Genomic DNA, 12,852 nt, shown 5'->3' with positions numbered 1-12,852 from the left:
ACGACCGTCGACCTCGCGATGCCGACCCTCCGCTCCGACCTCGGCTCCGAGCCCGGCGACCGGCTCCGCCCCGAGGTCGCGCTGGACTTCCCGCGCGCCTGGGTCGAGTTCTCCGACCCGGACGACGAGGAGCAGGTCTTCCGCTGCGACCTGACCTGGCTGACGTCGCGCTGGTCGTGCATCTTCGGCAAGGGCTGCCACGGGATCCGCGAGGGCCGCGGCGAGTCCGACGGCTGCTGCACCCTGGGCGCGCACTACTCGGACAAGGACGACGAGAAGCGCGTCGCCGGCCACGCGACCCGGCTGACCCCGGAGATCTGGGAGAACTTCGAGCACGGCACCGACGCCAAGGGCCGGATCAGGCTCGACGGCGGCATCACCATGTTCGACGAGGACGGCGACCGGCAGACCCGCCGGATCAACGGCGCCTGCCTCTTCCTCAACAGCCCCGGGTTCCCCGGCGGCGCCGGCTGCGCGCTGCACACCCTGGCGCTCAAGGAGGGCCTCGAACCGCTGGAGACCAAGCCGGACGTCTGCTGGCAGCTGCCGGTCCGCCGCACCTACGACTGGATCGACCGCCCGGACGACACCCGCTACCTCCAGGTCACCATCGGCGAGTACGACCGGCGCGGCTGGGGTCCGGGCGGCCACGACCTGCACTGGTGGTGCACCGGCAGCCCGGAGGCGCACCAGGGGTCCGACCCGGTGTTCGTCAGCTACCGCCCCGAGCTCACCGAGCTGATGGGCAAGGCCGCGTACGAGGTGCTGGCCGGCCTCTGCGAGCAGCGGATCGCGACCAAGGGCGACCGCAAGGTGGCCCCGCACCCGGCCGACCCGCTGAAGAAGGCGAAGAAGTAGCACCCCGGGAGCCCCCGGCCGCAGCCCCGGGACGGCCGTCCGCGCGGGCCGACGCCGGGGGCTCCCGGGCGGGTGCTCCCGGGCGGGTGCTCGCCTGCGGGGACCGTTACTTGTCGATGTCCCCGACCACGAAGAACATCGACCCCAGGATCGCCACCATGTCGGCGACCAGCGTGCCGGGCAGCAGCTCCGTCAGCGCCTGGATGTTGTTGAACGAGGCCGAGCGCAGCTTCATCCGCCACGGCGTCTTGTCGCCGCGCGAGACGAGGTAGTAGCCGTTGACGCCGAGCGGGTTCTCCGTCCAGGCGTAGGTGCTGCCCTCGGGGGCCTTGAGCACCTTGGGCAGCCGCAGGTTGACCGGGCCGGGCGGCAGCTGCGCCAGCTTGTCGAGGCAGGCGTCGGCGAGGGCCAGCGCGTTGACGGTCTGCTCCAGCAGGCACTCGAAGCGGGCCAGGCAGTCGCCCTCCTCGCGGGTGACCACGGTCAGGACCTGCCGCAGCTCCTCGGAGCCGTAGGCGAGGTAGGGCTCGTCGCGGCGCAGGTCCAGATCGAGGCCGCTGGCCCGGGCGATCGGTCCGCTGACCCCGTACGCCTGGGCCTGGGCCCGGGTGAGCACGCCGACGCCGGCGGTCCGGGCGCGGAAGATCTCGTTGCCCAGCACCAGGTCCTCGAAGACCGGCAGCTGGGAGCGGACGACGGCGACGGCGGTCCGGACCCGGCCGAGCCAGCCGGCCGGCAGGTCCTCCTTGAGCCCGCCGACCCGGTTGAACATGTAGTGCATGCGCCCGCCGGAGGCCTCCTCCAGCACGTGCTGGAGGTCCTCGCGGCCGGTGAAGGCGTGGAAGATCGGCGTGATGCCGCCGAGTTCCAGCGGGTAGGAGCCGAGGAACATCAGGTGGTTGAGGACGCGGTTGAGCTCGGCGAGTAGGGTGCGGATCCAGACCGCGCGCTCGGGCACCTCCATGCCGAGCATCCGCTCGACGCCGAGCACCACGCCCAGCTCGTTGGAGAAGGCGGAGAGCCAGTCGTGCCGGTTGGCCAGCATGATGATCTGCCGGTAGTCCCGGGCCTCGAAGAGCTTCTCCGCGCCCCGGTGCATGTAGCCGATGACCGGCTCGGCGGTGACGATGCGCTCGCCGTCCAGCACCAGCTTCAGGCGCAGCACGCCGTGGGTCGCCGGGTGCTGCGGGCCGATGTTGAGCACCATGTCGGTGGTGCCCGCCTCGCCCGTGAAGTTCTCGGCTCCCGCCCCGATGCCGACCGTGGTCTCCCTCATGGGGTCAGAGTCTGCCATCCCGGCAGCGGCCCCAGGCTCCGCGGTACCGGCATGCGGACGGTCTGCGAGAGCCAGCCGAACGCACCGAGGCCGCCGGGGTCGGTCAGCTCGGCGCCCTCGCCCGCGCCGCCGAGCGCCCGGAGGTAGGCGACCGGGTCGGTGGAGGCCAGGGCGAGCGGGGGCCGGGCCCCGCTGACGCCGAGTGCCCGGAGCGCGTCCCGCTGCGTCGTCCACAGGCTGTGGAGACCGGGCGCGGCGGCGGCGTCCAGTGCGACGTGCGCGGTGACGTCGCAGGAGCCGTCCGGCACGGGGAGCACCTCGCGGCCGGCCCGGAAGCCGGTGCGGGTGGTCAGCGGCGGGCGGCGGCCGGCGGTGTGCGCGTAGTCGACGGCGACGGCCAGCCCGCGGTCCAGCCCGGCGACCGCGTGCGCCCAGGCCGCGTCCCGGGGGCCGCCGAACTCCACCACGTCCCCGGGGCGTTCCGCCGGCCACCAGCGGGCGGCCCAGGCCGCGTCCGCCGCGGAGACCGGGTCGCCGAGCCGCTCCCTGCCCGTCGCGGTCTCCACCTCGACGTAGCGCAGCACCCCGTCCTCGTCGGCCTCGCCGGTGTCCAGGGGGACGTTGTCGAGCCACTCGTTGGCGAACAGCAGACCGGTGACGCCGCGTGGCACCCGGTCCGTCCAGACGACGTCCGCCCAGGCCCGCTCCGTCCACAGCCCTGTGGACGGAGGGGCGGCCGGACGGTCGGCGAGCTCCACCGCGTACGGCCGCAGCCGGTCACGGACCGCGTCCGGGCCGGTGTCCGGCAGCGCGGCGAGGACCCCGGCGACCAGTTCGCCCCGCCCGGCCCCGACGTCCACGAAGGCCAGCTCCTCCGGACGGCCGAGGGCCGCGTCGACCTCCAGGAGCAGCCGGGCCACCGCCCCGGCGAACAGCGGCGAGGCGTGCACCGAGGTGCGGAAGTGCCCGGCGGGGCCCTCCGGCCTGCGGTAGAACCCTCCGTCGGGGTCGTACAGGGCGTGTTCCATCGCGGTCACCCACCGCATCCAGCTCATGCGCCGGGACGCTACACAACCGGTCCGTACCCTCCCGACCAGTACGGCATCGGCACTGCGGGCTCTCCGACCTAGGGAGTAGGAGGGATCGCCCTCCCGGCGGACCTGGACACGCTCCGCGACTGCCTACGCTTGAGTCGTGCATCGACTCAACGCCTGGCTCCGCCGTCACCCCATGGTGGTCGACTCCGCCTGGGCCGCGTTGGTGCTCTTCCTCGGCATCCTGCCGGAGAACGGGAGCGGCAACGACGGCTGGCGGTTCGGCGTCCACTTCGCCATCGCCCTCGTCCTGCCGATGCTGATGGTGATCCGCCGCCGCTGGCCGAACGCCACGGTGGCCGCCGCCACCGCGATCGGCCTGACCCAGGTGGCGCTCGACGTCAACCCGGCGGTCTCCAGCATCGCCTACCTGGTGTTCGCCTACACCGGCGCCGCCTTCGGGCGGCCCTGGACGTCCCGGACGGCCCTGACCGCCGGGCTGCTGGCCGGCCCGCTGGTGTTCTGGCAGCTGCACCCGATGAAGACCACGGTCGACGACCTCGGCGACGCCCACCACCAGTCCTACTCGATCCCCGAGTCGCTGTTCATCTCGGCGCTCATGACCACGCCGTTCGTCCTGTGCTGGGCGTGGGGCCGGCTCACCCGGGTCCGGCGCGCCTACCTGGTCGAGCTGGAGGACCGCGCGGCCCGGCTGGAGCGCGAACGCGACGCCCAGTCCAAGGTGGCGGTGGCGGCCGAGCGCGCCCGGATCGCCCGTGAGCTGCACGACGTGGTCGCGCACAACGTCTCGGTGATGATCGTGCAGGCCGACGGCGCCGCCTACGTGCTGGAGAACTCCCCGCAGCAGGCCAGGGAGGCGCTGGGGACGATCGCCTCCACCGGCCGCCAGGCCCTGGTCGAGATGCGCCGGCTGCTCGGCGTGCTGCGCACCTCCGACACCAACGCCGAGGAGTACGTGCCGCAGCCGGGTGTCGAGGAACTGCCCGACCTGCTGGACCAGTGCCGCACGGCCGGCCTCCAGGTGGACTTCGCCACCTCGGGATCGCCGCGCGAGCTGCCCCGCGGCGTGGAGCTGACCGTCTACCGGATCGTCCAGGAGGCGCTGACCAACGTCCGCAAGCACGGCGGTCCGGACGTGCACGCCCGGGTCGCGGTCGACTTCGGGGAGCGCGAGCTGGCCGTCCTGATCGAGGACGACGGCCGCGGCTCCACCGACGAGCAGCTGGCCTCCGGCGGTACCGACGGCCAGGGCCACGGCCTGATCGGCATGCGCGAGCGGGTCGGCATGGTCAGTGGCAGCCTCGACGTCGGGCCCCGCCCCGGCGGCGGGTTCCGGATCCGCGCCGTCCTGCCGCTCAAGACGGCCCACTGACCCCGCCCGACGTCACCACCCCGTCGCCCCTCATCGAGGAACTAGGAGCCACCTTGACCATCCGCGTGATGCTGGTCGACGACCAGGAGCTGCTGCGCACCGGATTCCGGATGATCCTGCAGTCGCAGGGCGACATCGAGATCGTCTCCGAGGCCGGGGACGGCGTCCAGGCCCTGGACAAGCTCCGGCACACCTCGGTCGACGTGATCCTCATGGACGTCCGGATGCCGAGGCTGGACGGCGTGCAGGCCACCCGCAGGATCTGCCTGGCGGAGGACGGCAGCCCGCTGCCCGACGCCCCCCACGTGCTCATCCTCACCACCTTCGACCTCGACGAGTACGCCTTCGCCGCCCTCAAGGCCGGCGCCAGCGGCTTCCTGCTCAAGGACGTGCCGCCGACCGAGCTGGTGGCCGCGATCCGCGCGGTGCACGGCGGGGACGCGGTGGTCGCCCCGACCACCACCCGCCGCATGATCGACCGGTTCGCCGAGGTGCTGCCGACCCCGCAGAGCGGGCCCGGCCGGGACACCCTGGGGCCGCTCACCGAGCGCGAGCGCGAGGTGTTCCTGCTCGTCGCGCAGGGTCTCTCGAACGGGGAGATCGCCGCCCGGCTGGTCCTCTCGGAGGCCACCGTGAAGACCCACGTCGGCCGGATCCTGGCCAAGCTGGGCCTGCGGGACCGGGTGCAGGCGGTCGTCCTCGCGTACGAGGCGGGCCTGATCCGGGCCGGCGCCACGGACTGACCCGCCGGTCCCCGCGCTCCCGACCCGCTCCCCGGCCCGCCCCGGGGGCGTCCCCGCGACCGGCCGCCGGACCGCCCCGGGCCGCCCCCGACCCGCCCGGCCCGGCGCGACCCTCCCGACCCGCCCCGACCGGGACCGCCCCGCGCCCGTAGAATGGGCCGGTACGTCCGGTACCCGAGGAGGACCGGAACGGAGAGTGAGGACCAGGGCCGAGCCGTGAGCACGTCCGACAGCGCCTACCCCGACGAATTCGCCGCGTTCCCACCCCTCGCCGACGGCTTCGGCGACCCGGCCGACCCCGGCAACCGGCCCGCCCGCCTGGCCGTCGGCGTGGTCGGCACCGGCCGGGTCGGCCCCGCCCTCGGCGCCGCCCTGCAGCTCGCCGGCCACCGGGTGGTCGCCGCGTCCGGGGTCTCGGCCGCCTCCCGGCGCCGCGCCGAGGCGCTGCTGCCCGGCGTGCGGATCGTCTCCCCGCCGCAGGTGCTGGCCGCCGCCGACCTCGTCCTGCTGACCGTCCCCGACGACGCGCTGGCCGACCTGGTGGCCGGCCTCGCCGCGACCGGCTCCGTCCGCCCCGGCCAGCTGCTGGTGCACACCTCGGGCGCGCACGGCGTGGCCGTGCTGGAGCAGGCCACCCGGGCCGGTGCGCTGCCGCTCGCGCTGCACCCCGCGATGACCTTCACCGGCACCTCGGTCGACCTGGCCCGGCTGGCCGGCTGCCCGTTCGGGGTGACCGCCCCCGAGGAGCTGCGCCCGGTCGCCGAGGCGCTGGTGGTCGAGATGGGCGGCGAGCCCGAGTGGGTGCCGGAGGACGTCCGCCCGCTCTACCACACGGCCCTCGCGCACGGCGCCAACCACCTGGTCACCCTGGTCGCGCAGGCGCTCGAACTGCTGCGCGCGGCCGGCGTCGCCGAGCCCGGCCGGATGCTCGGCCCACTGCTCGGCGCCGCGCTCGACAACTCCCTGCGCTCCGGCGACGCGGCCATCACCGGCCCGGTCGCCCGGGGCGACACCGGCACCGTGCGGCGCCACCTGGCGCAGCTCAGTACGGTGTCCCCGGACATCCCGGCCGCCTACCGGGCGATGGCCCGCGCCACCGCCCAGCGGGCACTCGCGCACGGGACGATCGACGAAGCGTCGGCGGCATCGCTGCTGGACGTACTGAACGAGGAGAACCAGTAATGGCACGCGGCAAGCAGCCGGGCAAGGTCCAGCGCGCCCCCAAGGTCCACCGGGCCGTGGTCACGCACACCGTCGACGACTTCGAGGCCGCGTTCTGGCCGGACGAGCAGCCGGTGGACAACGCGGTCGTGATGACCATGGGCGCCCTGCACGAGGGCCACGCCGCGCTGATCCGCGCCGCCCGCCGGCAGGTCGGCCGGGACGGCCGGGTCGCCGTCACGGTCTTCGTCAACCCGCTGCAGTTCGGCGCCGGCGAGGACCTGGAGCGCTACCCGCGCACCCTGGACGAGGACGTGAAGCTGGCCGAGGAGAGCGGCGCCGACGTGGTCTTCGCGCCGTCCGTCGACGAGGTCTACCCGAACGGCGAGCCCCAGGTCCGGGTGGCCGCCGGCCCGATGGGCGAGCGGTACGAGGGCGCCACCCGGCCCGGCCACTTCGACGGGATGCTGACCGTCGTCGCCAAGCTGCTGCACATCACCGACCCGGACTTCGCCTTCTTCGGCGAGAAGGACGCCCAGCAGCTGGCGATCGTCCGCCGGATGGTGGCCGACCTGGACTTCGACGTCGAGGTGGTCGGCGTGCCGACCGTCCGCGAGGAGGACGGCCTGGCGCTGTCCTCCCGCAACCGCTTCCTCTCCGCCGAGGAGCGCGCGCACGCGCTCGCCCTCTCCAGGGCGCTGTTCGCCGGGCGGGACGTCGCCGCCCAGGGCCCGAAGGCCGCGCGCGAGGCCGCCTCGGCCGCCCTCGAAGCCGCCGACGGCATCACCCTCGACTACCTCGCCCTGGTCGACCCGCTCTCCTTCACCGAGGCGCCGGACGACTTCCAGGGCGAGGCGGTGCTGGCCGTCGCCGCGACGGTGGGCGCGACCCGTCTGATCGACAACGTCCACGTCATCTGCCGCTGACGAACCCGCACGGCCCCGGCTCTGGGCGGATCGGCGACCATCGCGCAGAATCGTCCGGCAGCTGCACATCCCTCAGGCATGCACTCACAGGAGGCGTGACCACATGCTCCGCACCATGCTCAAGTCCAAGATCCACCGGGCCACCGTGACCCAGGCCGACCTGCACTACGTCGGCTCGGTCACGGTGGACGAGGACCTGCTCGACGCGGCCGACCTGCTCCCGGGCGAGCTGGTCCACATCGTCGACATCAACAACGGCGCCCGGCTGGAGACCTACACCATCGCCGGTCCGCGCGGCTCCGGCGTGATCGGCATCAACGGCGCCGCCGCCCGCCTGGTCCACCCCGGTGACCTGGTCATCCTCATCGCCTACGGGCAGATGGACACCGCCGAGGCCAAGGGCTACCTCCCCAAGGTCGTCTTCGTCGACGACCGCAACCGGGTCACCGGTCTGGGCGGCGATCCGGCCGAGGCCGCGGAGGGCACCGGGCTGGTCCGCGGTGACCGGGTGGCGGCCCCGACGGCGGTGGGGGGAGCGTACGGTGACGGCAACAGTGCGGCCCCGACCGCGCGCTGAAGGAGCCACTGAAGCCATGTCCGTCACGCACCGCCTCGCCGCCCCCGCACCCGGCTGGACCACCACGACCGACGTCGTGGTGGTCGGCTCCGGCGTGGCCGGGCTCACCGTCGCCCTCAACGTCCGCAAGGCCGGCCTGCGGGCCCTGGTGGTCACCAAGGCGATGCTGGACGACGGCTCCACCCGCTGGGCCCAGGGCGGCATAGCCGCCGCCCTCGGCGAGGGGGACACCCCCGAGCAGCACCTGGACGACACCCTGGTGGCCGGCGCCGGCCTCTGCGACGAGGACACCGTCCGCACCCTGGTCACCGAGGGCCCGGACGCGGTCCGCCGGCTGATCGCGGTCGGCGCCGCGTTCGACCGGGGCGAGGACGGCGAGATCCTGCTCACCCGCGAGGGCGGCCACCACCGGCGCCGGATCGCCCACGCGGGCGGTGACGCCACCGGAGCCGAGATATCGCGCGCCCTGGTCACCGCCGTACGGACCGACCCGGGCATCGAGCTGATCGAGCACGCCCTCGTCCTCGACCTGCTCACCGACGCCGACGGCCACGCCGCCGGCCTCACCCTGCACGTGATGGGCGAGGGCCAGCGGGACGGCGTCGGCGCCGTCCGGGCCCGCGCGGTGGTGCTCGCCACCGGCGGCATGGGCCAGGTCTTCTCGGCCACCACCAACCCCGCGGTCTCCACCGGCGACGGCGTCGCACTCGCCCTGCGGGCCGGCGCCGAGGTCACCGACCTGGAGTTCGTCCAGTTCCACCCGACCGTGCTGTGGCTCGGCCCGGACGCCGAGGGCCAGCAGCCGCTGGTCTCCGAGGCGGTCCGCGGCGAGGGCGCCCACCTGGTCGACGGGACCGGCACCCGCTTCATGGTCGGGCAGCACGAACTGGCCGAGCTGGCCCCGCGCGACATCGTCGCCAAGGCCATCACCCGGCAGATGCAGCTCCACGGCGCCGACCACATGTACCTCGACGGGCGGCACTTCGGCGCCGAGATGTGGGAGCAGCGGTTCCCGACCATCCTGGCGTCCTGCCGGTCGCACGGCATCGACCCGGTCACCGAGCCGATCCCGGTCGCCCCGGCCGCGCACTACGCCTCCGGCGGCATCCGCACCGACGGGCACGGCCGGACCACCGTCCCCGGCCTGTACGCCTGCGGCGAGGTGGCGTGCACCGGGGTGCACGGCGCCAACCGGCTGGCCTCCAACTCGCTGCTGGAGGGCCTGGTCTTCGCCGAGGCGATCGCCGCCGACCTGGCCGCCCGGCACGCGGCCGGCGAGCTGTCCGAGCGGTCGGTGGACGTGGCCGCGGCCCGTGCCGCCCGCACCGTGCCGCTGCCCGCGCCCGAGGCCCGGGCCGAGATCCAGCGGCTGATGTCGCGCGGCGCGGGCGTGCTGCGCTCGGCCGCGTCGATGGCCGCCACCGCGGCCGGGCTGACCCGGCTGGCCGAGCAGGCGCTCACGCACGTCGCCGAGGAGAAGCCGGCCGACCCCCGGGTGGAGACCTGGGAGGCCGCCAACCTGCTCCTGGTCGCCAGCGCGCTGACCACCGCCGCCACCCAGCGGGCGGAGACCCGCGGCTGCCACTGGCGCGAGGACTTCCCGGACCGGGACGACGCGCGGTGGCGACGCCACCTGATCACCACCCTCAGCGCCGAAGGCGACCTTGTCAGCACCCCCGAGGAGCAGTAACACCATGACCGACGCGACCCACACGCACGAGGAACTCCCGATGGCCGACGGCTGCGGCGACGGCTGCGCCTGCGGGGACGGCGAGGGCTACGAGACCGGCCTGGACCCGCAGCTCGCCGAGCTGCTGGAGGAGGCCGGCCTGGACCCGGTCGAGGTCGAGGACATCGCCACCCTCGCACTGGCCGAGGACCTGGCCGGCGGCGAGGACGTCACCTCGGTGGCCACCGTGCCGGCCGACGCCGTCGCGACCGCCGACTTCACCGCCCGCCAGGCCGGTGTGGTGGCCGGTCTGCGGATCGCCGAGGCCGTCGTCTCGCTGGTCTGCGAGGAGGAGTTCGAGGTCGAGCGGCACGTCCAGGACGGCGACCGGGTCGAGGCCGGCCAGGTGCTGCTCTCGGTCCGCTCCCGCACCCGGGACCTGCTGACCGCCGAGCGCAGCGCGCTCAACCTGCTCTGCCACCTGTCCGGGATCGCGACCGCCACCCGGGCCTGGTCGGACGCCCTGGAGGGCACCGGCGCCGTGGTCCGCGACACCCGCAAGACCACCCCGGGCCTGCGGGCGCTGGAGAAGTTCGCGGTCCGCTGCGGCGGCGGTGCCAACCACCGGATGGCCCTCTCCGACGCGGCCCTCGTCAAGGACAACCACGTGGTCGCGGCCGGCGGCGTGGCCGAGGCCTTCCGCGCCGTCCGGGCCGCCTACCCCGACCTGCCGGTCGAGGTCGAGGTCGACACCCTGGAGCAGATCCCGCCGGTCCTGGACGCCGGGGCGGACCTGGTCCTGCTGGACAACTTCACCGTCCCGCAGCTGACCGAGGCCGTCGCGCTGGTGGCCGGCCGGGCGAAGCTGGAGGCGTCCGGCGGACTGACCCTGGCCGGCGCGCGCGAGGTCGCGGAGACTGGTGTCGACTACCTGGCGGTGGGGGCGCTCACCCACTCCTCGCCGATCCTGGACATCGGCCTGGACCTGCGCGCCTGATCCGCCCGCTCGCGCCCTGCCCGCTCGTGATCCGCTCGCTCGTGATCCGCCCGCTCGGAATCCGCTCGCTCGGGATCTGAGCGCTCAGGATCTGCTCGGCACCTGATCCGCCCGTCCGCTGACCCTCGACGAAGAAAGCACCCCATGCTGCTCACCATCGACGTCGGCAACACCCAGACCACCCTCGGCCTGTTCAACGGCGAGGAAGTGGTCGAGACCTGGCGGATCTCCACCGATCCGCGCCGCACGGCCGACGAGCTGGCGGTGCTGCTGCACGGCCTGATGGGCTCGCACACCGCGATCGCGGACGCGACGGTCGAGGGCCTGGCGATCTGCTCCTCCGTCCCCTCCGTGCTCCACGAGTTCCGCGAGGTGACGCGCCGGTACTACGGCGACGTCCCCGCGGTGATCGTGGAGCCGGGGGTGAAGACGGGGGTGCACGTCCTGATGGACAACCCCAAGGAGGTCGGCGCCGACCGGATCGTCAACGCGCTGGCCGCCAACCACCTCTACGGCGGCCCGTGCATCGTGGTCGACTTCGGCACCGCCACCACCTTCGACGCGGTCAACGCCCGCGGCGACTACGTCGGCGGCGCGATCGCCCCCGGCATCGAGATCTCCGTCGAGGCGCTCGGCAACCGCGGCGCGCTGCTGCGCAAGATCGAGCTGACCCGGCCGCGCAACGTCATCGGCAAGAACACCGTCGAGGGCATGCAGTCCGGCATCCTCTACGGCTTCGCCGGCCAGGTCGACGGCCTGGTCGACCGGATGGCGCGCGAGCTCTCCAAGGACCCGGACGACGTCCAGGTGATCGCCACCGGCGGCCTGGCCCCGCTCGTCCTCGGCGAGGCCGGCTCGATCGACGTCCACGAGCCCTGGCTCACCCTCATCGGCCTCCGGCTGGTCTTCGAACGCAACCGCCCGGCCTGACCCGGCGTCCGTTGGCTCCCCCGCCGGGGAGCCCACGGGCACCGCGGGCCGTTCCGGGGGCGGGCACGGGCCAAACGTGGGGGATCGGCGCGACGCTACCGACAAATCGGATATTCCTCACGTAGTGTCAACCCATGCCTACGCCACACGGATCGCGCGGCGGCATGGCCTTCAGCGCCGACGAAGTCCGCGTGCTGCGCCGCGCCCTCGCCCAAGCCCTGCACCCCTCCGTCCCCGTCCACCTCCAGGGCCACGACCGGTCGCCGTTCACCGGCGCGGGCGCCGAGCTGTGGACGGAGGACGTCCAGGACGCGCTGCGCCTGACCGAGGCGATCGACGAGGCGGTCCAGGAGGGCGGCCGACTGCGCGCCTTCCTCCTCGCCGATCTCGGCCGCTACCGGGCGGCCCTGCCCGGCAGTGCCGGCGGCTACCTGGAACGGCTGGAGGAGGCGGTGACCGACGGGTACCTCCCCGGGCCGGAGGACCTCACCGCGCTCCGCGGGCTGACCCGCCAACCGTGCGGGCAGAACGAACGGTCCCGCCGCTCGCGGCTGGCCGGGCGCTGCCACGCGCTGGCGGAGGCCGCCGTCCGCGAACGGCTCGCCCTCACCACCGGCCAGCGCCACCTCGTCGCCGTACCGAGCCCCGCCGCACCCCCGAGCATTCTCCCCACCCCTGTTGGAGGACGGATCCCGATGAGCAGCACCGAGCCCGCCGCCGAGCAGCCCGCCGCCGCCCGCAAGGGCCCCCAGCCGAGCCCCCAGGGCCAGCAGGCGCCCCGGCCGCACCGGCTGCCCACCCCGGCCGAGCTGTTCGGCCGCCGTCCCAAGCCCCCGGCCCACCCGGACCACGCCGCGCCGCCGCCCGCGCCGGAGGACCTGGAACTCGCGACCGGCACCGGCTGACCGCCCGCCGCCCGGACACCGGGGGAGGCCGCTCCGGCGGCCTCCCCCGATCCATGTGTCGACAATGTCGTTATTCCGTCAGGACCTCGCGGTCACGACTTCATAACCTTCACGAGACGCGCCGCCGGATCGATCCCGTCCTGTACGAATTGATGACCGATCACCCGGATTGACGAGGCCACGGGCGTCCATAGGGTCTCGGGGACACCCACACCACCAAGAGGATCCCCGTGAACTCGACCCGCACGCGCCGAGCGCTCGGCGCGGCCGCGGGGGGGGGGGGCGGGGGCCGCGCCGGCGGCCCCCAGGCCGCCCCCGCCCCCCGCCCCCGCCCCCCCCCCACGCACAGCGGGGGGGGCCCCGGGCCGGGGGCGGATACACAA

The 12,852-nt window shown here is 74.4% G+C and carries 12 protein-coding genes; 10 read left to right on the top strand and 2 right to left on the bottom strand.

Annotation, left to right across the window (positions count from 1 at the left end):
• Positions 1-18: 18 nt before the first annotated feature.
• Positions 19-858, top strand: coding sequence for a hypothetical protein (locus ACFWOG_RS20070; protein ID WP_380359992.1), 840 nt, complete (start codon positions 19-21; stop codon positions 856-858).
• A 106-nt stretch (positions 859-964) separates the two neighbouring features.
• Here the strand turns inward: ACFWOG_RS20070 and ACFWOG_RS20065 are convergent, their stop codons facing one another.
• A complete protein-coding gene (locus ACFWOG_RS20065) occupies positions 965-2,134 on the bottom strand; it encodes an NADH-quinone oxidoreductase subunit D (protein WP_329885554.1) in 1,170 nt (389 codons plus the stop codon).
• Complete coding sequence (locus ACFWOG_RS20060; protein WP_380359976.1) at positions 2,131-3,189, bottom strand: SAM-dependent methyltransferase; 1,059 nt, start codon at positions 3,187-3,189, stop codon at positions 2,131-2,133. Before ACFWOG_RS20060 ends, ACFWOG_RS20065 begins: the two co-directional genes overlap by 4 nt.
• A 175-nt stretch (positions 3,190-3,364) precedes the next feature.
• On the opposite strand from ACFWOG_RS20060, the gene ACFWOG_RS20055 reads away from it, so the two are divergent.
• The 9 genes from ACFWOG_RS20055 to ACFWOG_RS20015 all read left to right on the top strand — a co-directional run bounded on the left by ACFWOG_RS20055 (position 3,365) and on the right by ACFWOG_RS20015 (position 12,469).
• The gene (locus tag ACFWOG_RS20055; RefSeq protein ID WP_380359990.1) at positions 3,365-4,561 is read left to right on the top strand and encodes a sensor histidine kinase; all 1,197 of its coding nucleotides are present in this window, start codon (positions 3,365-3,367) and stop codon (positions 4,559-4,561) included.
• Between the two features lie 53 nt (positions 4,562-4,614).
• Positions 4,615-5,304, top strand: a complete 690-nt coding sequence (locus tag ACFWOG_RS20050; RefSeq protein WP_329885557.1) for a response regulator transcription factor — start codon at positions 4,615-4,617, stop codon at positions 5,302-5,304.
• Positions 5,305-5,520: 216 nt separating this feature from the next.
• Positions 5,521-6,486, top strand: a complete 966-nt coding sequence (locus ACFWOG_RS20045; protein WP_380359974.1) for a Rossmann-like and DUF2520 domain-containing protein — start codon at positions 5,521-5,523, stop codon at positions 6,484-6,486.
• Positions 6,486-7,391, top strand: coding sequence for a pantoate--beta-alanine ligase (panC, locus tag ACFWOG_RS20040; protein ID WP_329885558.1), 906 nt, complete (start codon positions 6,486-6,488; stop codon positions 7,389-7,391). Before ACFWOG_RS20045 ends, panC begins: the two co-directional genes overlap by 1 nt.
• A gap of 103 nt (positions 7,392-7,494) precedes the next feature.
• Positions 7,495-7,968 carry an aspartate 1-decarboxylase gene (panD, locus tag ACFWOG_RS20035; RefSeq protein ID WP_329885559.1) on the top strand — a complete coding sequence of 158 codons (474 nt, stop codon included), beginning with the start codon at positions 7,495-7,497 and terminating at the stop codon, positions 7,966-7,968.
• 16 nt (positions 7,969-7,984) lie between these two features.
• Complete coding sequence (locus tag ACFWOG_RS20030) at positions 7,985-9,658, top strand: L-aspartate oxidase (RefSeq protein ID WP_380359971.1); 1,674 nt, start codon at positions 7,985-7,987, stop codon at positions 9,656-9,658.
• A 4-nt stretch (positions 9,659-9,662) separates the two neighbouring features.
• Positions 9,663-10,634, top strand: coding sequence for a carboxylating nicotinate-nucleotide diphosphorylase (nadC, locus tag ACFWOG_RS20025; RefSeq protein ID WP_329885561.1), 972 nt, complete (start codon positions 9,663-9,665; stop codon positions 10,632-10,634).
• Positions 10,635-10,778: 144 nt separating this feature from the next.
• Positions 10,779-11,564 carry a type III pantothenate kinase gene (locus tag ACFWOG_RS20020; protein WP_329885562.1) on the top strand — a complete coding sequence of 262 codons (786 nt, stop codon included), beginning with the start codon at positions 10,779-10,781 and terminating at the stop codon, positions 11,562-11,564.
• A gap of 134 nt (positions 11,565-11,698) precedes the next feature.
• Positions 11,699-12,469, top strand: coding sequence for a hypothetical protein (locus ACFWOG_RS20015; protein ID WP_329951413.1), 771 nt, complete (start codon positions 11,699-11,701; stop codon positions 12,467-12,469).
• The last annotated feature ends 383 nt before the right edge of the window (positions 12,470-12,852 follow it).

It is taken from the genome of Kitasatospora sp. NPDC058406 (genome assembly GCF_042722765.1).
Taxonomy (GTDB): domain Bacteria; phylum Actinomycetota; class Actinomycetes; order Streptomycetales; family Streptomycetaceae; genus Kitasatospora.
This window is presented reverse-complemented; position numbering and strand designations above follow the sequence as displayed.

What these genes read in the sequence shown, in the direction of transcription:
- ACFWOG_RS20020 (WP_329885562.1), top strand. Translation starts at nt 10,779, where the DNA reads ATGCTGCTCACCATCGACGTCGGCAACACCCAGACCACCCTCGGCCTG.
- ACFWOG_RS20060 (WP_380359976.1), bottom strand. Translation starts at nt 3,189, where the DNA reads ATGAGCTGGATGCGGTGGGTGACCGCGATGGAACACGCCCTGTACGAC.
- ACFWOG_RS20030 (WP_380359971.1), top strand. Translation starts at nt 7,985, where the DNA reads ATGTCCGTCACGCACCGCCTCGCCGCCCCCGCACCCGGCTGGACCACC.
- ACFWOG_RS20070 (WP_380359992.1), top strand. Translation starts at nt 19, where the DNA reads ATGCCGACCCTCCGCTCCGACCTCGGCTCCGAGCCCGGCGACCGGCTC.
- ACFWOG_RS20055 (WP_380359990.1), top strand. Translation starts at nt 3,365, where the DNA reads ATGGTGGTCGACTCCGCCTGGGCCGCGTTGGTGCTCTTCCTCGGCATC.
- ACFWOG_RS20065 (WP_329885554.1), bottom strand. Translation starts at nt 2,134, where the DNA reads ATGAGGGAGACCACGGTCGGCATCGGGGCGGGAGCCGAGAACTTCACG.
- ACFWOG_RS20015 (WP_329951413.1), top strand. Translation starts at nt 11,699, where the DNA reads ATGCCTACGCCACACGGATCGCGCGGCGGCATGGCCTTCAGCGCCGAC.
- panD (WP_329885559.1), top strand. Translation starts at nt 7,495, where the DNA reads ATGCTCCGCACCATGCTCAAGTCCAAGATCCACCGGGCCACCGTGACC.
- panC (WP_329885558.1), top strand. Translation starts at nt 6,486, where the DNA reads ATGGCACGCGGCAAGCAGCCGGGCAAGGTCCAGCGCGCCCCCAAGGTC.
- nadC (WP_329885561.1), top strand. Translation starts at nt 9,663, where the DNA reads ATGACCGACGCGACCCACACGCACGAGGAACTCCCGATGGCCGACGGC.